Source organism: Variovorax sp. LjRoot175 (genome assembly GCF_964253805.1).
In the GTDB taxonomy this organism is placed as follows: Bacteria; Pseudomonadota; Gammaproteobacteria; order Burkholderiales; family Burkholderiaceae_C; genus Variovorax.
In genome coordinates this window covers 1,463,526-1,480,839 of the sequence record NZ_CAXURY020000001.1, presented here as the reverse complement: position 1 = coordinate 1,480,839, position 17,314 = coordinate 1,463,526, and the positions used below count along the sequence as shown (strand labels likewise).

Here is a 17,314-nt window from a genome sequence, read left to right as displayed (position 1 = left end):
AAGGAGCCCCCATGAGCTGGCTTGAAAAACTGCTTCCCCCCAAGATTGCCCCCACCGACCCGAGCGAGCGCCGCCAGATGCCCGAAGGGCTCTGGATCAAATGCCCGAGCTGCGAGACCGTTCTCTACAAGACGGACCTCGAGCACAACCAGAACGTGTGCCCGAGCTGCGGCCACCATCACCGCATCGGCGCGCGCGCGCGGCTCGATGCCTTTCTGGACTCCGAAGGCCGCTACGAGGTCGGCCAGGAAGTGCTGCCGGTCGACGCCCTCAAGTTCAAGGACAGCCGCAAGTACCCCGAGCGGCTCAAGGAAGCGCTGGAGAACACCGGCGAGACCGACGCGCTCGTGGTCATGGGCGGCTCGGTGCACAGCATCAACGTCGTGGTCGCCTGCTTCGAGTTCGACTTCATGGGCGGCAGCATGGGCAGCGTGGTCGGGGAGCGCTTCGTGCGCGGCGTCGAGACCGCGATCGAGCAGAAGGTTCCCTTCATCTGCTTCACCGCGACCGGTGGTGCGCGCATGCAGGAAGGCCTGCTCTCGCTGATGCAGATGGCCAAGACCAACGCCGCGCTCACGCGCCTGGCCAAGAAGGGCCTGCCCTACATCAGCGTACTGACCGATCCGACGATGGGCGGCGTGAGCGCCGGCTTCGCCTTCGTGGGCGACGTCGTGATCGCCGAGCCCAAGGCGCTGATCGGCTTTGCCGGACCGCGCGTGATCGAGTCGACGGTTCGGGTGACCTTGCCTGAAGGCTTCCAGCGCGCCGAGTTCCTGCAGACCAAGGGCGCGATCGACTTCATTTGCGACCGCCGCGAGCTGCGCAAGACCGTCGCAAGCACGCTTGCGATGCTGCTGCGCCAGCCCGCCGACGCAGTGATCTGAGCGCGGCCGGCCTATCGGCCGAGGCCGAAGGCCGTGGCCATCAGGCTGCCGAGAACGATCGCGCCGACCTGCAGCAGGACGATGGCGGCGAGCGGCGACAGGTCGACGCCACCCACCAGCGGAATGAAGCGCCGCAGCGGCCGCACCAGCGGTTCGGCCAGCCGCGCGATCAGATCCTGCAGCATCGACGATGCATTCGGCACCCAGGACAGCACGGCATAGACGATCAGCAAGGCAGTCAGACCCGACACTGCCAGTTGCAGCAGGCCGATGAGCGACACCAGCGGCAGGATCGCCCAACGGCCCAGGCTGCCCATCAGCATCCAGAGCAGCAGGAACTTGGCCATCACCAGCAGCCAGGCGGCCACGGCGCTGGCCAGATCCCAGCGCTTGACCGAAGGCACGATGCGCCTCAGCGGCAACACGATCCAGTCGGTGACGGCGAACACGAAGCGCCCCAGCGGATTGCCGAAGGGCACCCGGTGGTACTGCATGTAGAGACGCAGCAGGCAGGCGCCGCCGAGGAGGCCGACGATCACGTCGAGCAGGAACGAGGGGATCTGGTAGAGCATGGCGCGCGGTCGTGGACGGAATGCGATGATAGCCACGCAAGGTTCATCGATGACGACTCAACCCCTTCTGCATTCGCTTCCCCTCTTTCCCCTCGCTACGGTGCTGTTCCCCGGCGGCCTCTTGCCGTTGCGCATCTTCGAGGTGCGCTATCTCGACATGATCGGCAAGTGCCACAAGGCAGGCGCCCCCTTCGGCGTGGTCAGCCTCACGCAGGGCTCGGAGGTTCGCAGGGCGGGCGCAGAAGCCGAAAGCTTCGCCACGCTCGGCACGCTCGCCGTCATCCGGGAATTCGACGCGCCCCAGGCCGGCCTGATGCAGATCGAATGCGTGGGCACGCACCGCTTTCGCGTGCTTTCCAGCGAGCTCCACAAGCACGGGCTGTGGACGGCCGATGTCGAGGCGGTGTCCGATGACGTTGCGCTCGCTGTCCCCGAGGACTTGCAGCCGACGGCCGAAGCGCTGCGCCGCCTGGTCCAGACGCTCGAGGAGCGGCGCCGCATGGAGGGCAACGAGAACGTCCGGCTGCCGATCACGCCGCCCTACCGCTTCGACGATTGCGGCTGGGTGGCCAACCGCTGGTGCGAGCTGCTGCCGGTACAGCCGGAACTCAAGCAGCGCCTGATGGAGCTCGACAGCCCGCTCATGCGGCTGGAACTGGTCAGCGACCTGCTCGGGCGCACCGGCATCACCAAGTAGTCCGCTCTTCATTCCATAGCGCGAGGGCGAGGGTCGGCCGGCTAAAATGGCGGGTTGCGCGCGCAGCCGCCCGCGCCTCTATTCCTCTTCCATGTCCGACGCTCCGACCTCCCCCGTTCCCGCCCCTGCCACCGACGACAACCAGCTCATCGCCGAACGGCGCGAAAAGCTGAAGGCGCTGCGCGCCGCGCAGGCCGAAGGCAAGGGGGTCGCGTTCCCGAACGACTTCAAGCCCGCCGATCGCGCAGCCGCGCTCGTTGCAACGCATGGCGAAACGGCCGCCGAAGTGCTCGAAGCCACGCCGGTCGCTGTCAGCGTGGCGGGCCGCATGATGCTCAAGCGGGTGATGGGCAAGGCCAGCTTCGCGACCGTGCAGGACGCGACCGGCCGCATCCAGCTCTACATCACGCGCGACGCCGTCGGCGAGGAGGCCTACGCCGAATTCAAGCACTGGGACCTGGGCGACATCGTCGGCGCCGAAGGCTCGGCCTTCAAGACCCGCACCGGCGAGCTCTCGGTCAAGGTCACGAAGCTGCGCCTGCTGACCAAGAGCCTGCGGCCGCTGCCCGACAAGTTCCACGGCATGGCCGACCAGGAGCAGAAGTACCGCCAGCGCTACGTCGACCTGATCACCGACGAGACGGCACGCGAGCGCTTCGCGGCGCGCAGCCGCGCTGTGAGCGCGCTGCGCGAATTCATGGTGGCCAACGACTTCCTCGAGGTCGAGACGCCGATGCTGCACCCGATCCCGGGCGGCGCCAACGCCAAGCCCTTCAAGACGCACCACAACGCGCTCGATCAGGAGATGTTCCTGCGCATCGCGCCCGAGCTCTACCTGAAGCGGCTGATCGTCGGCGGCTTCGAGCGCGTGTTCGAGATCAACCGGAGCTACCGCAACGAAGGCATCTCGGTGCGGCACAACCCCGAGTTCACGATGATGGAGTTCTACGCGGCCTACTGGAACTACCGCGACCTGATGGACTTCACCGAAACGCTGATCCGCACGATCGCGCAGAAGACCGTGGGCAAGCTCGAGCTCGAGTACCAGGGCAAGCCGGTCGACCTGAGCCAACCCTTCGAGCGGCTCACGATCCGCGAGGCGATCCTGAAGCACACGGAGGCGGGCGCGAACGTCGACGACGCCGCCTGGCTGGTCAACGCGCTGCGCAAGCTCGGCCTGACCGAAGAGAAGGGCAAGCTCTCGCAGCGCAGCCTGGCGAGCCTGCAGGTGATGTACTTCGAGGAGACCGTGGAAGAAAAGCTCTGGCAGCCGACCTTCATCATGGAGCACCCGACAGAGATCTCGCCACTGGCGCGCGCCAACGACGAGCGCCCCGAGGTGACGGAGCGCTTCGAGCTCTACATCACGGGCCGCGAATTCGGCAACGGCTTCAGCGAGCTCAACGACGCAGAAGACCAGGCCGCGCGCTTCAATGCGCAGGTCACGGCCAAGGACAGCGGCGACGACGAGGCGATGTTCTACGACCACGACTTCGTGCGCGCGCTGGAATACGGCATGCCGCCCACCGGCGGCTGCGGCATCGGCATCGACCGCCTGATGATGCTCCTGACCGACTCGCCGAGCATCCGCGACGTGATCCTGTTTCCTGCCTTGCGCCGGGAATCTTGAAGACGCCTGCGCCCGTCATCGGCATCGACTTCGGCACATCCAATTCCGCGGTCGCCTGCGTGGCGGGAAGCGGACTTGCCCGCATGCTGCCGGTGGAAGGGTCGGCGACGACGATCCCGACGGCCGTCTTCTTCAATACCGAAGACCGCAGCACGCATTTCGGGCGCGAAGCGATTTCGCTCTACCTCGCCGGCACCGAAGGCCGCTTGATGCGCTCGCTGAAGAGCCTGCTCGGCAGCTCCCTGATGCAGGATCAGACCGAGATCGACAACCAGCGGGTCAGCTTCGAGGAAATCATCGCGCTCTTCCTGTCGGAACTTGCGACGCGCGCCCAGCGGCAGCTCGGCGTCGAGCCTGCACGGGTCGTGATCGGTCGGCCGGTGCATTTCGTCGACGACGATGCCGCGCGCGACCGCGAGGCGGAGGCCACGCTGCGCCGAGCCGCGCAAAGCGCCGGTCTGGGCGAAGTCGGATTTCAGTACGAACCGATCGCGGCCGCTTTCGATTACGAGCGGCGCGTCACCCGTGAATCGCTGGTGCTGATCGTCGACATCGGCGGTGGCACCTCCGACTTCACGGTGGTGCGTCTCGGTCCCGAACGCATGGCGAAGGCAGATCGCTCCAGCGACGTGCTGGCCACCACGGGCGTGCACATCGGCGGCACCGATTTCGACCAGCGGCTCAGCGTCGAATGCGTGATGCCGCATTTCGGTTTCCGGCACATCGGCCCGCAAGGCCGCGAAGTGCCGAGCAGGACCTTCTTCGACTTGTCTTCCTGGCACCTGATCAACTGGCTCTATGCGCCGAAGGCGATCCGGCAGGTCCAGGAGTTGCGCATCAACTACCTCGACACGCAGCTGCACGACAGGCTCATGAGCGTGCTGGTGGACCGGCAAGGGCATCGCATCGCCAGCGAGGTGGAAGAAGCCAAGATTCGAACGTCCACGACGAACGACAACGTGGCCATCGATCTGTTCTTCGCGGAGGTGGATCTGGGCGCTGCCCTCACGGCGAACGGCATGGCCAGGCACCTGGCAGCGCTGCTCGACAACGTGGTTTCCTGCGCGCGCGAATGCGTGAAGCAAGGCGGCGCGACGGGTGACACGCTCGACGCCATCTATCTGACGGGCGGGTCATCGGCGCTGAGCCCGTTCCAGAGCGCGCTGCGACACGCGTTCCCGGGCACGAAGATCATCGAAGGCGATCTGTTCGGTGGCGTAGCCGCCGGGCTGGCCTACGCCGCTGCATGAAATACCTTTCCGCCTACCCCGCAGACCTGCGCGCCCAGGTCGAGCATCTCGTCGCACAGGGCAGGCTCGGCGACTTGCTGCTGAAGCGCTACGGCGGCGTGCACGATATCCGCACCGACCGCGCGCTCTACGACTACGTGAGCGGCCTCAAGAACGAGTTTCTGCGCAATGCCGAACCGCTGTCCAAGGTGGCTTTCGACAACAAGCTGCACGTGATCCGCAACGCGCTCGGCACCCACACGACCATCTCGCGCGTGCAGGGCAGCAAGCTCAAGGCAAAGCGCGAGATCCGGGTTGCGAGCCTGTTCAAGGAGGTGCCGATCGAATGGCTGCGCATGATCGTCGTGCACGAGCTGGCGCACCTGAAGGAGCGCGAGCATGACAAGGCCTTCTATCAGCTCTGCGCCCACATGGAGCCGGACTATCACCAACTCGAGTTCGACCTGCGCCTCTATCTGACGCACCTCGAAAGCGGTGGCCAGCGGCTCTGGTCGCCCGAAGTCTAGGGACGCGGAAGCATCGCCGCGGCGCGCCGGTAGGCCGGCGACTGCATGAGCGCGCCCCAATCGAGCGCCGGTGCACGTGGCAGGAGGCTGCGCCGGCGCGCCTCGCTGGCCGCATCCGGCTGCCAGCGGCCGCTGCGTCGGGCAGCGGCGAAGCCATCGAGCACTTCGTCGAGCACCGTGCTCTCGCTCACGCTCTGATTGCACAGCAGCGCGAGGTCGCAGCCGGCCTCGAGCGCGGCGAGCGCCGCTTCGGTGTAGCTCAGCAGCTCGCCCTCGATATGACGTGCGGCCTCCATGCTGAGGTCGTCGCTGAACACGGCGCCATCGAACCCCAGCTTGGCGCGCAGGATCTGCTGCAGCCATTTCGACGAAAAACCTGCGGGCCGGGCATCGACCTTGGGGTAGATCACGTGCGCCGGCATCACCGCCCCGAGCGTGCCGTTCAACCAGTCATAGGGGCGTGCGTCGTCGGCCAGGATAGCCTTGAGGCTGCGCCGGTCTATTGGAATCGCGACATGCGAGTCGGCCTTGACGAAACCATGGCCGGGGAAATGCTTGCCGCAATTGGCCATGCCCGCTTGCAAAAGTCCATGCGCCAGGCTTCGCGCGAGCAGCGCGACGACGCGCGGATCGCGATGGAAGCTGCGATCGCCGATCACGCTGCTTTCGCCGTAATCCAGATCGAGCACGGGCGTGAAACTGAAGTCGACGCCGCAGGCGCGGAGCTCGCCCGCAAGCACATGGCCGCAGGCGACCGCAACCTGGGCGGCGCGCAAGGGTTCGCTCATCCAAAGTTCCCCCAGCACGCGCATGGACGGCAGCCGCGTGAAGCCGTCGCTGCGAAAGCGCTGCACGCGGCCGCCCTCGTGATCGACGCAAATGAGGATGTCGGGCCGGAGTGCCTTGATCTCGGCATTGAGGGCGCTCATCTGTGCGCGGTCCTGCCAGTTGCGTGCGAAATGGATCACGCCGCCCACCAGCGGATGCGCAAGACGGCGGCGATCGGCCGCGTTCAGTTCGGTGCCCGCGACGTCGATGATCAGCGGGGCATGCAGTACGTTGTTGGCCGTCATTTCTTGCGTTCGACCACGACGAAGCTCGCCGCGTAGTCGGTCTCGTCGGTCACGGTCACGTGCGCCGTCAGATGCTCGGCCTCGAACCACTCCTTCAGCACGCCGTGGAGCACGATCACGGGCTTGCCGCTGCGCTGGTTCGCGATCTCGCACAGCCGCCAGCTCATCGGCATGCGCATGCCCTTGCCGATGGCCTTGCTGAAAGCCTCCTTGGCGGAAAAGCGTGTGGCCAGGTAGCGCAATCCGCGCTTCGGCCAGCGGGCGCTGCGCGCGCGCCAGACTTCGAGCTCGGCGTCGCTCAGCACACGCTGCGCGAAACGCTCGCCCTGGCGCTCGAAGGTCGCCTCGATGCGGCGGATGTCGCAGATGTCGGTGCCGATGCCGTAAATCATTTCAGCACCCGCCCGGCCGCCCGAAGGGTGCTGAGCGCCCCCTCGGGGGGCAGCGAGTACACGAAGTGACGAGCGTGGGGGCCCATTTACGTAGCCTCTTGGATGCAGCGCAGATAGTCCTTGGTGGCCGCGGCGTAGCCGAGCTCTAAGGCGTCCGAAACGAAGGCATGGCCAATCGAGACCTCGCGCACGTTGGGCACGGCCCGCAGGAATTCCGTGAGGTTGTCCCGGCTCAGGTCGTGACCGGCGTTGACTTCGAGACCGGCGGCCTGCGCGGCGCGCGCCGCCTGCACGTAGAGTTGCAGCACGGCATCCGCCCTGGAAGTGCCGCGCGAGGAGGCATAGCCTTCGGTGTAGAGCTCGATGCGATCGGCGCCGGCCGCCTTGGCCGCCGCCATCATGTCGGGCTCCGGATCCATGAACAGGCTCACGCGAACGCCCAGCGCCTTGGTTTCGGCGATCAGTGGGCGCAGTCGCTCGGCGTCGTAAGGAAAATTCCAGCCGTGGTCGCTGGTCGACTGGGTTTCGCTGTCGGGCACGAAAGTGGCCTGGTGCGGGCGCAGCTCGCGCACGAAATCCATCAGGTTGTGGAAAGGGTTGCCCTCGATGTTGAACTCGGCCTGCGGCCAGTCCTTGGCCAGCAGCCCCGAGAGGTCATGCACGTCCCGCGGGCGGATGTGGCGTTCGTCCGGCCTGGGGTGCACGGTGATGCCGTGCGCGCCGGCGTCCAGGCACAGCGCAGCGGCGAAGAGCACGCTCGGGATCCCGAGATGCCGGGTGTTGCGCACCAGCGCAACCTTGTTGAGATTGATCGACAGGGAAGTGCTCATAGGGCTTGCAAATCTCTCATCATCTGGCGCGTGCGCAGCATGCTCACGCCGCAATGGTAGTTGAGCAGCGTGCGCAGCTGGTTGCGCAAGGCACTGTTGGTGCCGGCGTTCATCAGGGCGACCAGGCGCAGCGTGGCGGGGAACGGCGCTCGGTCCCCGAGCGCGCGCTCCAAGGACTGCCATTCGGCGCCGCTCAACGCGGCTTCGTCGTCGGCAGCCTGGCGCAGGCCCGCTTCGGGCACCAGGGTGTAGCGCATCTCGGCCTGCAGCGGCGCCAGCGTGAGGGTCTGGGCATCGAGCGCCGGCAGCAGTCCGACCTCGCGCAGCAGCAGAAGCTCGAAGGCGCGCAGCGCCGCCGCCTGGGTGGCGGCCTGGGCGTCCGCATGGTCGCCCGCCAGCACCTGCACCGCACCGGCATAGGCGTCGAACAGCGCCTCGTGCGCGTCGTCCCGGGCCAGCAAGCGCAGCAGGAGCTCGTTGAGGTAGTAGCCCGACAGCAGGGCCTCGCCGGTCGGCATCACGTGGCCGCCCATCCATTCGGCGGCCTTGAGCGTGCGGATCTCGGCGTCGCCGCCGTAGGAAAGCTGCAGCGGCTGCAGCGGCAGCAGCACCGGGCGAAAGTTGGAACTGGGCCGCTTGGCGCCTTTCGCCACCAGCGCGATGCGGCCGTGATGGCGGGTGAAGACCTCGAGGATCAGGCTGGACTCGCTCCAGTCGTAGCGGTGGAGCACGTAGGCCGGCTCGTGCGAAATGCGGTGCGCGGCGGCCATCTCAGCCTCCCACGCTGGCCAACGGATGACTCACTCGTAGCCGAAGGAGCGGACGCGAGCCTCGTCGTCCGCCCACCCGGAACGCACCTTGACCCAGAGTTCCAGGAACACCTTGGCATCCGCCAGCTTCTCGAGCTCCTGCCGCGTCTCGGTGCCGATGCGCTTGATGCGTTCGCCCTTGTCGCCGATCACCATCGCCTTGTGGCCGTCGCGCTCGACGACGATCGTGGCGGCGATCCGCAGCAGGCGCTTCTGGCCCTTGCGCGCAGGCGGCTCTTCCTCGAACTTGTCGATCACGACGGTCGAGGTGTAGGGCAGCTCGTCGCCGGTGAGGCGGAACAGCTTTTCGCGCACCAGCTCGCTCGCGAGGAAGCGTTCGCTGCGATCGGTGAGTTCGTCTTCGGCATACCACCAAGCCTGCTCGGGCAGGTACTTTTCGCAAATGCCGAACAGGCGCTCGATGTCCTTCGGGTTCTTGGCCGACATGGGGACGAACTCGGCGAAGGCGTGTTTCTGCTGCATCGTCTGCAACCAAGGCGCGATGTCGCCCCGGCGATGCACGTTGTCGAGCTTGTTGGCGATCAGCACCGTCGGAATGCCGGCGCCGAGCAGCTTGAGCACGCGTTCGTCGGCCGGCGTGAAGCTGCCGGCTTCCACCACGAACAGGATCAGGTCCACGTCCGACACCGCGCCCACCACCGTCTTGTTGAGGGACCGATTGAGCGCGTTGGCGTGCAGCGTCTGGAAGCCAGGCGTATCGACGAAGACGAACTGCGTCGACCCCAGCGTGCGCATGCCGGTGATGCGGTGGCGCGTGGTCTGCGCCTTGCGCGAGGTGATGCTGATCTTCTGGCCAACCAGCGCGTTCAGCAAGGTCGACTTGCCGACGTTGGGCTTGCCGACGATGGCCACCAGGCCGCAGCGCTGCGAAGGATTCGGCCCCGCGGCGTCCTCGCCCTCCGCGGGGGGTATGGTGATGGAATCGATGGGGTCGTTCATTGGGGTGCCTTTGCCGCGCCGCGCGCCTTGAGCCGGATCAACATGGCCGCCGCGGCGGCCTGCTCACCGGCGCGGCGCGAGCCGCCGATGCCGCGTTCGCTGAGGCCCAGATCGGGCACCGCGCATTCGACATCGAAAGTCTGTTTGTGCGCCGCGCCCAGCGTGCCGACCACGCGATAGACCGGCAGCTTCATTTTCTGACCCTGCAGCCATTCCTGCAATTCGGTCTTCGGGTCCTTGGCCACCGCCTCCATGCGCGGCGTGATCGCCACCGATTCGTAGAGCCGGCGCACCAGCGCCTGCGCCGGGCCATAGCCGGCGTCGAGGTAGACGGCGCCGATCAGGGCCTCGAGCGCGTCGGCCAGGATCGAGGGCCGGTTCGGGCCACCCGAGCGCGCCTCGCCCTCGCCGAGCCGCAGCAGAGGGGACAGCGCGAGCTTGAGCGCCAGTTGGTGCAGCGTCTCCTGCTTGACCAGGTTGGCCCGCACGCGGGAGAGATCGCCTTCGGGCAATTCCGACAGGCGCTCGTAGAGAAGGTGGGCGACGGCCAGGTTCAGCACCGAATCGCCCAGGAACTCGAGCCGCTCGTTGTGGTCGGCCGAAAAGCTGCGATGCGTCAGCGCAAGCTGGAGCAGCCGCGCGTCCGAGAACGAATGCTGGAGGCGCGCCTGCAACGCGGCAAGACCACCTTCGTTCACAGTGCGGTCGACGCCGGGCCGGCGTGGGCGTGGGCGTGGGGGCGTTTCATCCTAGCGGGACTGGCCCTTGTATTTCAGCAGCAGGAAAGCCGGGCCAAACAGATGAATTTCGCGCTCGTAGGAATAAGACACCACGACCTTGTCGCCGACCTTCTGCACGTCGAGGTCCTTGCCGGTGACCGATTTGAAGTCGTCGATGGCCTGCGCACGATCGAAGATGGCACGGACTTCGGGCACCGTCGTGCCTTCCTTGGCCTTGTTGGCGGCCTTGTCGATCGCCTGGTATTCGATCAGGGTCGGGATCACCTGCGCGGCAACCACGCCCAGGCAGGCCAGCACGCCCGCGACGAACAGCAGCCCGATGAACGAGATGCCGCGCTGACCCCGTTTGGATTGACTTCTTGCTCTCATGCCCTCTATCCCTCGAATGAAAAGCTCGATTATTGGAATCCGCCGATGCGCTTGAGATTGCCGAAATTCATCCAGACGAAGAAGGCCTTGCCCACGATGTTCTTGTCCGGAACGAAACCCCAATAGCGCGAGTCGAGCGAATTGTCGCGGTTGTCGCCCATCATGAAATACTGGCCCGCGGGCACCTTGCACACCACGCCCTCGACACTGTAGCGGCAATTTTCCTGATTCGGGAACGCCATGATCTCGACCTCCGAGAGTCCCGCGCGTCGAGTGTCGTCGTTGAGCAGCCTGTGCTCCTTGCCGCCCAGGTTCTCGGAATACTGCTTGAGGTAGCGCATCGCCTCCTCGTCGAAATAGTCGGGCACCGGCTGCTTGTTGACCGGCTGGCCATTGATGGTGAGCTTCTTATTGAGGTAGGCCACCTCGTCGCCGGGCACGCCGATCACGCGCTTGATGTAGTCCATGCTCGGCTTGGGCGGGTAGCGGAACACCATCACGTCACCGCGCGCCGGCGGCGTGCCGTCGGTCATCTTGGTGTTGATGACCGGCAGCCGCAGGCCGTAGGTGAACTTGTTCACCAGGATCAGGTCGCCGGTGAGCAGGGTCGGCATCATCGAGCCCGAAGGAATCTTGAAGGGTTCGAACAGGAAGGAACGCAGCAGGAACACGGCCAGGATCACCGGGAACAGGCCCGCGGTCCAGTCGAGCCACCACGGCTGCATGACCAGACGCTCGCGTGCCTTGGTGTCCACGGTGTCGACCTGCGTGATGCCCTGGCGAGCCAGCTCTTCGCGGCGCTGGGCCAGCGATGCATCCAGCGCATCGGCTGCCTGCCGGCGCTTCGGCAGGAAATAGAAGCGCTCCGCCAGCCAGTAGAGGCCGGTGACGACGGTGGCCAGGAACAGCAGCAGCGCAAAGTTGCCTTCGACCGCGCCGAAGTACCAGGCACCGATATAGCCGACGAAAGCCGCGAGGATCAGGGAGGTGAGGAATGCCATTCTTCTTAGTCTTCGACTTGCAGGATGGCGAGGAAGGCCTCTTGCGGGACCTCGACCGAGCCGATCTGCTTCATTCTTTTTTTGCCCGCTTTCTGCTTCTCGAGCAGCTTCTTCTTGCGGGTGATATCGCCGCCGTAGCACTTGGCAAGCACGTTCTTGCGCAGCGCCTTGATTGTCTCACGCGCGATGATGTTGGCCCCGATGGCGGCCTGGATCGCGACGTCGAACATCTGGCGGCTGATGATCTCGCGCATCTTGGAAACGACCGCCCGGCCGCGGTACTGGCTCTGGCTGCGGTGCACGATGATCGACAGCGCATCGACCTTCTCGCCGTTGAGCAGGATGTCGACCTTCACGACATCCGAGGCGCGGTATTCCTTGAACTCGTAGTCCATCGACGCGTAGCCCCGGCTGACCGACTTCAGCTTGTCGAAGAAGTCCAGCACGATCTCGCCGAGCGGCATCTCGTAGGTCAACATGACCTGCCGGCCGTGGTAGGCCATGTTCATCTGGACGCCGCGCTTCTGGTTGGCCAGCGTCATCACGGCGCCGACGTACTCTTGCGGCATGTACAGATGCACGGTGACGATCGGCTCGCGGATCTCCGACATCTTGCCGACGTCGGGCATCTTGGACGGGTTCTCGACCATGATCACTTCGCCGTCGTTCTTCATGACCTGGTAGACCACGCTGGGCGCGGTCGTGATGAGGTCCTGGTCGAACTCGCGCTCGAGCCGCTCCTGCACGATCTCCATGTGCAGCAGGCCGAGAAAGCCGCAACGGAAGCCGAAGCCCAGCGCCTGCGATACCTCCGGCTCGTAGTGCAGCGAGGAATCGTTGAGCTTGAGCTTCTCGAGCGCGTCGCGCAGCGAGTCGTACTCGCTGGCTTCCGTCGGGTAGAGGCCGGCGAACACCTGCGGCTGGATTTCCTTGAAGCCGGGCAAGGCCTCGGTGGCCGTGGCGGCCGCGCCGCCCGTCCCGGCCTTGATCAGCGTGACCGTGTCGCCCACCTTCGCCGCCTGCAACTCCTTGATGCCGGCGATGATGAAGCCCACCTCGCCCGCTTCGAGCGATTGGCGAACTTCGGTCGCCGGAGTGAACACGCCGAGGTTGTCGGCGTTGTAGGTCGCACCCGACGCCATCATCTTGATGCGTTCGCCTTTCGCGAGGCGACCGTCGACCACGCGCACGAGCATCACGACGCCCACATACGCGTCGAACCAACTGTCGACGATCATCGCCCGCAATGCTGCGTCGGGGTTGCCTCGCGGCGCCGGCACCTTGGCCACGATGGCTTCGAGAATCTCGTCGATGCCCATGCCGGTCTTCGCCGAGCACGGGATCGCATCGGTCGCATCGATGCCGATCACGTCTTCGATTTCGGATTTCGCGTTGTCGGGATCAGCCTGTGGCAGATCCATCTTGTTGAGCACCGGCACCACCTCGACGCCGAGATCGAGCGCGGTGTAGCAGTTGGCAACGGTCTGCGCTTCGACGCCCTGGCTCGCGTCGACGACGAGCAGTGCGCCTTCGCATGCCGACAGCGAGCGGCTCACTTCATAAGAGAAGTCGACATGGCCCGGCGTGTCGATCAGATTGAGGTTGTAGACCTGCCCATCGCGCGCCTTGTAGTGCAATGCGGCGGTCTGTGCCTTGATGGTTATCCCACGCTCCTTCTCGATGTCCATCGAGTCGAGCACTTGCGCCTCCATCTCGCGTTCGGCGAGCCCGCCGCAGCGCTGGATCAAGCGGTCTGCAAGCGTTGACTTGCCATGATCGATGTGCGCAATGATCGAAAAGTTTCTGATGTGATTCATCAACGGGAACGCTTAAGTACTTGAATTGGCTCGTGCGCAGAAGGCGACAGGCAAGAAAAAAGGGCGCGTCCGCAAGAGACGCGCCCTGAACCAACAAGCAATGGCAACTGCAGTAGTTGGAACTTCATTGTAGGCAAAAAGGGGGGCGCGTACAGACAGGCCAAGGCCCCGGAACGGTCGTTGCAGGTCAGCAACATGGAACTTATAAACAACTTATCCACAGAATCGGTGGATCGATTTCTTAACAACTTGTGGGCGATCTGTGGAGCATCGGTGGACGGCCGAGAGGAATCTCGCATCGTGAAGAAGCCTGTCCGGCTTATGCGTCGACCTCTGGCCGATGAGGCCGTATTCTACTGAAAATCATCATTAGCCTCCTTATAAGTTAGTAACCGCAAACTAATTTAAGGGCCTCGAGGTGCCAAAAAAATTTTGTTTCGGCGGTTGCCAGAATGCGAAAGCGGCCGAAAAAAAGCCCCAAACCCGAGTGCCGGGTGGGGCCACTTGACGCCAAGCGCCAGATCAGCGTGAAGGCCGGATCAAGGCATATTGCGCCCAGTCGCCGCGGCGGAACAGCACGCTGACCGGCTTGGTCTTGTCTGCCTTCACCAGTGCGGCTTCGAACTCCTTGGCGTTGGCCACCTCGGTGTTGTTGATGGCCAGCACGATATCTCCCTCGCGCAGACCAGCCCGCGTGGCCGCGTCGGTGGCGGTGTCGATCTTCACGCCGCCTTTGAGTTTGAGCTCCTTCTTCTGCGCCTCGGTGAGGTCGCTGACCGCGAGCCCCATGGACTTGGCGGCGGCAGATGCCTGCGGCTTGGCTGCGGGCTCCTCTTTTTCGGCCGCCCGCTTGACGGGCTTGTCGGGCTCGATCTCCGCGATCGTCACGGCGAGATCGCGCGAATTGCCGCGACGGAACACGGTGAGCGAACTCTTGGTGCCGGGCTTGGTATTGCCCACGAGGCGCGGCAGATCGCTGGGCTTCTCGATGGCCTTGCCGTCGAACTTGGTGATGATGTCGCCCGGCTCGATGCCGGCCTTCTCGCCCGGCGAGCCGGCCTCGACCCCGCGCACCAAGGCACCCTGCGCCTTCCCAAGGCCGATGGATTCGGCCACGTCCTTCGTGACCTGGTCGATCTGCACGCCGATGCGTCCGCGCGAAACGCGGCCGTTCGCGCGCAGCTGGTCGCTTACGCGGATCGCTTCGTCGATCGGGATCGAGAACGAGATGCCCATGAAGCCGCCCGAGCGCGAGTAGATTTGGCTGTTGATCCCGACCACTTCACCGCGCATGTTGATCAACGGGCCGCCCGAGTTGCCGGGGTTGATGGCGACGTCCGTCTGGATGAAAGGCAAATAGTCGCCGGTGTCGCGCTGCTTGGCGCTCACGATGCCCGCAGTCACGGTGTTCTCGAGACCGAAGGGCGAGCCGATGGCCATCACCCATTCGCCGACGCGCAGCCTGGAGATGTCACCGACCTTGACCGCCGGCAGACCGGTTGCCTCGATCTTCACGACCGCAACGTCGGTGCGCTTGTCCGCGCCGATCAGCCTGGCCTTGAATTCGCGCTTGTCGACAAGCGTCACCAGCACCTCGGATGCGCCATCAACGACGTGCGCGTTGGTCATGACGAAACCGTCGGTCGTCAGGATGAAGCCGGAACCCACGCCGCGCGGGCGCTCTTCTTCCTGAGGCTGCTGGGGCCGGTTCGGACGCGGCCCCTGGCGCGGAATGTTCGGCATCGGCTGGCCGAAGAAGCGGCGGAAGAATTCCTGCATCTCCTCGTCCATATCGGCGTTGCCGCTGCGCTGCGCCACCTTTTCGACGGTCCGGATATTGACCACCGAAGGTCCGACCTGATCGACCAGATCGGTGAAATCCGGGAGAACACGGGCTTGCGCATGCGCGGGCGCGACGGGCAGCAGCGCAGCGCCGGAGGCCAGCGCAAGCACGCCGGCCATCAGGAATGAACGGATTTTGTTCTTCTCGAACTTGAACATCATCGGTTTCCTTCGTTTGAGAGACCTGTAAACAACAACGATCAATATGGCGACTCAACGTGCGCGAACAAGACTTTGCGCAAACGCATCGAGCGTTTGCGGCGGCACTTCTCCGACGGCAGTCAGCCACCAGTCGCCATCCTTGCCCGGCAGCCGGCGCGTCAGCGTGTAGGTGGCGCCGAGCGCCAGCAGGACTTCCCGCGGCTGGCGCTGCGCGTCGTAAGGCTCGACGAACAGCGAGACCGACGCAAGGCCATCGGAAAAAGTCCACTGCATCGTGTGCCCCTGCGCAGCGCTTCCTGCAACCCCCGCGGGACGCCGATAGCAGCTGACCGGCTTGAAGCCGGCGATGGGCGCGCGCAGCGACCACCCCTCTTTCGTGGCCGTGGTGCGCTCGAGCTCGGATTTCTCTACGCGATAACCCGCGGTGCTGCCCATCATCTGTGCAAGGGCTTGCGCTTTGACCGGCGGGTCGAGCTGAAGTTCGGAAAATGCGGACTGTTCGATTACGCGGTTCTCACCGTCGATGGTCTGCAGCTTCACCACCAAGCCCGATCGGCGCTCGCTCCAGACGCGGTAGCCGAAACGCAGCCCGTCGCGCGGCTCCAACTGCACCACGTCGGCATCGAAGCCCGCGACGCGGTCCTTGCCCAGCACGCGTGCACCGTAGAGGTCGCCGATGGAGGAGTCGGGGGTACCGAGCAGGTTCGGGAACAGCTCGAGGTTTTCGCGCTTCTCGCTCTTCACGACCTTCGTCTCAGGCAGAAAGGTCATCACGTGGTCGTTGCGCCTGAAGGTTGAGCGCGGCGGCCCAGACAAGGCCTCAATGCGCTCCATCTGGAGGTCACCCTCGCACACATGCCAGATGCGGGCACTCGACAGACTGCCGGCGGGTGCCGATACAACGAAAGTTCCGACGTAAGAACGCTGCCGCGAAGCGGCATGCATACGCTGCAACCATTCGACCACGCCCAAGGTCGGCGTCTCGCCGCCGGCTGGGCTGACCGAACTCTTCACTGACGGCGAGGGCGCCCGGTTCTGAGCCATCACGGCCTGTGCCACGCAAAGCGCGGCAACGAGAACCACAGCACCACGCGCGGAAATCGGCATCGGAACGGTCATTGCAAGGGCTGCAGACGCGTGATCAACGCGATGGCCCATCGAAGGTGGCGTTGCGCAGGAAGCCGGAAGGCATCTGCGAGGCACCGCCCGCTTGCTGGTGCGCTTCGAGCAACTGATCCAGCCGCGGATCACGCAGCATGACCTGCGGATTGCCATTTCCGACGATGACCCGCATCGGCGCGAGGTTGGAGGGCGTCTGCTGCGAAGAATTCGACGCAGCGAGCACCGAACTCGAGCCTTGCTGTTGCGCCAGTTGCGCAGCGGCCGGCTGCGGGCCGGTGCTCCCAATCCAGTTCCAACCGATGGCCGCTGCAGCCGCCAGCGATGCCGCACCGGCCACGAGCTTCCATCGGAACACCGGTTCGTTGGCGGCCTCGACATGGTGCACGACGGGCTTTACCACCTCGGGCGCCAGCATCGGGGCGGACGGCTCGGCCGCCAGCCGCTGCTGGAGCCGCGACAGGAACACCGAGGTATCGCTGCAGGCGGAGTGCACGCCGGAACGCAACACTTCCCCGACCAGATGATAGGTATGCCAGGTCGCGCGCAGATCGTCGTCCGTGCAGACCTTCTCGATCACCTGTGCGAACTCGTCGTCCCGCAGATGGCCGTCGGCCAGCGCGGAAATCTGTTCATGGACTGTGCTTGTGTGCTTCATTTC

Annotated in this window: 18 protein-coding genes; 5 read left to right on the top strand and 13 right to left on the bottom strand. The window is 65.0% G+C overall.

Annotated elements, in window-relative coordinates:
* The first annotated feature begins 11 nt into the window (after positions 1–11).
* Complete coding sequence (accD, locus tag ACSQ89_RS07415) at positions 12–884, top strand: acetyl-CoA carboxylase, carboxyltransferase subunit beta (RefSeq protein ID WP_093106545.1); 873 nt, start codon at positions 12–14, stop codon at positions 882–884.
* An 11-nt stretch (positions 885–895) separates the two neighbouring features.
* On the opposite strand, the gene ACSQ89_RS07410 is transcribed toward accD, so the two are convergent.
* On the bottom strand, positions 896–1,456 hold the full coding sequence (locus tag ACSQ89_RS07410; protein ID WP_093106548.1) for a YggT family protein: 561 nt from the start codon (positions 1,454–1,456) through the stop codon (positions 896–898).
* Positions 1,457–1,505: 49 nt separating this feature from the next.
* Here ACSQ89_RS07410 and ACSQ89_RS07405 point away from each other — a divergent pair, with 49 nt between their 5' ends.
* From ACSQ89_RS07405 to ACSQ89_RS07390, 4 genes are all read left to right on the top strand, one after another.
* Positions 1,506–2,153 carry an LON peptidase substrate-binding domain-containing protein gene (locus tag ACSQ89_RS07405; protein WP_436292607.1) on the top strand — a complete coding sequence of 216 codons (648 nt, stop codon included), beginning with the start codon at positions 1,506–1,508 and terminating at the stop codon, positions 2,151–2,153.
* 91 nt (positions 2,154–2,244) lie between these two features.
* A complete protein-coding gene (gene lysS / locus ACSQ89_RS07400; protein ID WP_436292606.1) occupies positions 2,245–3,783 on the top strand; it encodes a lysine--tRNA ligase in 1,539 nt (512 codons plus the stop codon).
* Positions 3,780–5,033: an Hsp70 family protein gene (locus ACSQ89_RS07395; protein ID WP_436292605.1), complete on the top strand. Its 1,254-nt coding sequence runs from the start codon at positions 3,780–3,782 to the stop codon at positions 5,031–5,033. Before lysS ends, ACSQ89_RS07395 begins: the two co-directional genes overlap by 4 nt.
* Entirely contained in the window at positions 5,030–5,539 is a 510-nt protein-coding gene (locus tag ACSQ89_RS07390; protein WP_436292604.1) for a M48 metallopeptidase family protein, read from the top strand. Before ACSQ89_RS07395 ends, ACSQ89_RS07390 begins: the two co-directional genes overlap by 4 nt.
* On the opposite strand, the gene nagZ is transcribed toward ACSQ89_RS07390, so the two are convergent.
* The 12 genes from nagZ to ACSQ89_RS07330 form a co-directional block, all read right to left on the bottom strand.
* Positions 5,536–6,612 (bottom strand): beta-N-acetylhexosaminidase, encoded by a 1,077-nt coding sequence (nagZ, locus tag ACSQ89_RS07385; protein ID WP_436292603.1) that lies wholly within the window; start codon positions 6,610–6,612, stop codon positions 5,536–5,538. The genes ACSQ89_RS07390 and nagZ overlap by 4 nt on opposite strands.
* The gene (gene acpS / locus ACSQ89_RS07380) at positions 6,609–7,004 is read right to left on the bottom strand and encodes a holo-ACP synthase (RefSeq protein ID WP_436292602.1); all 396 of its coding nucleotides are present in this window, start codon (positions 7,002–7,004) and stop codon (positions 6,609–6,611) included. The genes nagZ and acpS overlap by 4 nt, the downstream gene beginning before the upstream one ends.
* Before the next feature lie 86 nt (positions 7,005–7,090).
* The gene (locus ACSQ89_RS07375; RefSeq protein WP_093106566.1) at positions 7,091–7,834 is read right to left on the bottom strand and encodes a pyridoxine 5'-phosphate synthase; all 744 of its coding nucleotides are present in this window, start codon (positions 7,832–7,834) and stop codon (positions 7,091–7,093) included.
* Positions 7,831–8,604 (bottom strand): DNA repair protein RecO, encoded by a 774-nt coding sequence (gene recO, locus ACSQ89_RS07370; RefSeq protein WP_436292601.1) that lies wholly within the window; start codon positions 8,602–8,604, stop codon positions 7,831–7,833. The genes ACSQ89_RS07375 and recO overlap by 4 nt, the downstream gene beginning before the upstream one ends.
* A gap of 30 nt (positions 8,605–8,634) precedes the next feature.
* Complete coding sequence (gene era, locus ACSQ89_RS07365; protein WP_126838273.1) at positions 8,635–9,603, bottom strand: GTPase Era; 969 nt, start codon at positions 9,601–9,603, stop codon at positions 8,635–8,637.
* A complete protein-coding gene (gene rnc, locus ACSQ89_RS07360) occupies positions 9,600–10,301 on the bottom strand; it encodes a ribonuclease III (protein ID WP_093106576.1) in 702 nt (233 codons plus the stop codon). Before rnc ends, era begins: the two co-directional genes overlap by 4 nt.
* A 51-nt stretch (positions 10,302–10,352) precedes the next feature.
* Positions 10,353–10,712, bottom strand: a complete 360-nt coding sequence (locus tag ACSQ89_RS07355) for a DUF4845 domain-containing protein (protein ID WP_093106579.1) — start codon at positions 10,710–10,712, stop codon at positions 10,353–10,355.
* Between the two features lie 29 nt (positions 10,713–10,741).
* On the bottom strand, positions 10,742–11,713 hold the full coding sequence (lepB, locus tag ACSQ89_RS07350) for a signal peptidase I (protein ID WP_093106582.1): 972 nt from the start codon (positions 11,711–11,713) through the stop codon (positions 10,742–10,744).
* A gap of 5 nt (positions 11,714–11,718) precedes the next feature.
* On the bottom strand, positions 11,719–13,530 hold the full coding sequence (gene lepA, locus ACSQ89_RS07345; protein WP_093106585.1) for a translation elongation factor 4: 1,812 nt from the start codon (positions 13,528–13,530) through the stop codon (positions 11,719–11,721).
* A gap of 522 nt (positions 13,531–14,052) precedes the next feature.
* On the bottom strand, positions 14,053–15,534 hold the full coding sequence (locus ACSQ89_RS07340) for a DegQ family serine endoprotease (RefSeq protein WP_436292600.1): 1,482 nt from the start codon (positions 15,532–15,534) through the stop codon (positions 14,053–14,055).
* 51 nt (positions 15,535–15,585) lie between these two features.
* Complete coding sequence (locus ACSQ89_RS07335) at positions 15,586–16,653, bottom strand: MucB/RseB C-terminal domain-containing protein (protein WP_436292599.1); 1,068 nt, start codon at positions 16,651–16,653, stop codon at positions 15,586–15,588.
* A gap of 22 nt (positions 16,654–16,675) precedes the next feature.
* Positions 16,676–17,311 (bottom strand): sigma-E factor negative regulatory protein, encoded by a 636-nt coding sequence (locus tag ACSQ89_RS07330; RefSeq protein WP_093106592.1) that lies wholly within the window; start codon positions 17,309–17,311, stop codon positions 16,676–16,678.
* Between the last annotated feature and the right edge of the window lie 3 nt (positions 17,312–17,314).

Coding starts and splice junctions, on each gene's coding strand:
- accD (WP_093106545.1), top strand. CDS start 12: ATGAGCTGGCTTGAAAAACTGCTTCCCCCCAAGATTGCCCCCACCGAC.
- ACSQ89_RS07410 (WP_093106548.1), bottom strand. CDS start 1,456: ATGCTCTACCAGATCCCCTCGTTCCTGCTCGACGTGATCGTCGGCCTC.
- ACSQ89_RS07405 (WP_436292607.1), top strand. CDS start 1,506: ATGACGACTCAACCCCTTCTGCATTCGCTTCCCCTCTTTCCCCTCGCT.
- lysS (WP_436292606.1), top strand. CDS start 2,245: ATGTCCGACGCTCCGACCTCCCCCGTTCCCGCCCCTGCCACCGACGAC.
- ACSQ89_RS07390 (WP_436292604.1), top strand. CDS start 5,030: ATGAAATACCTTTCCGCCTACCCCGCAGACCTGCGCGCCCAGGTCGAG.
- nagZ (WP_436292603.1), bottom strand. CDS start 6,612: ATGACGGCCAACAACGTACTGCATGCCCCGCTGATCATCGACGTCGCG.
- acpS (WP_436292602.1), bottom strand. CDS start 7,004: ATGATTTACGGCATCGGCACCGACATCTGCGACATCCGCCGCATCGAG.
- ACSQ89_RS07375 (WP_093106566.1), bottom strand. CDS start 7,834: ATGAGCACTTCCCTGTCGATCAATCTCAACAAGGTTGCGCTGGTGCGC.
- recO (WP_436292601.1), bottom strand. CDS start 8,604: ATGGCCGCCGCGCACCGCATTTCGCACGAGCCGGCCTACGTGCTCCAC.
- era (WP_126838273.1), bottom strand. CDS start 9,603: ATGAACGACCCCATCGATTCCATCACCATACCCCCCGCGGAGGGCGAG.
- ACSQ89_RS07355 (WP_093106579.1), bottom strand. CDS start 10,712: ATGAGAGCAAGAAGTCAATCCAAACGGGGTCAGCGCGGCATCTCGTTC.
- lepB (WP_093106582.1), bottom strand. CDS start 11,713: ATGGCATTCCTCACCTCCCTGATCCTCGCGGCTTTCGTCGGCTATATC.
- lepA (WP_093106585.1), bottom strand. CDS start 13,530: ATGAATCACATCAGAAACTTTTCGATCATTGCGCACATCGATCATGGC.
- ACSQ89_RS07340 (WP_436292600.1), bottom strand. CDS start 15,534: ATGATGTTCAAGTTCGAGAAGAACAAAATCCGTTCATTCCTGATGGCC.
- ACSQ89_RS07335 (WP_436292599.1), bottom strand. CDS start 16,653: ATGACCGTTCCGATGCCGATTTCCGCGCGTGGTGCTGTGGTTCTCGTT.
- ACSQ89_RS07330 (WP_093106592.1), bottom strand. CDS start 17,311: ATGAAGCACACAAGCACAGTCCATGAACAGATTTCCGCGCTGGCCGAC.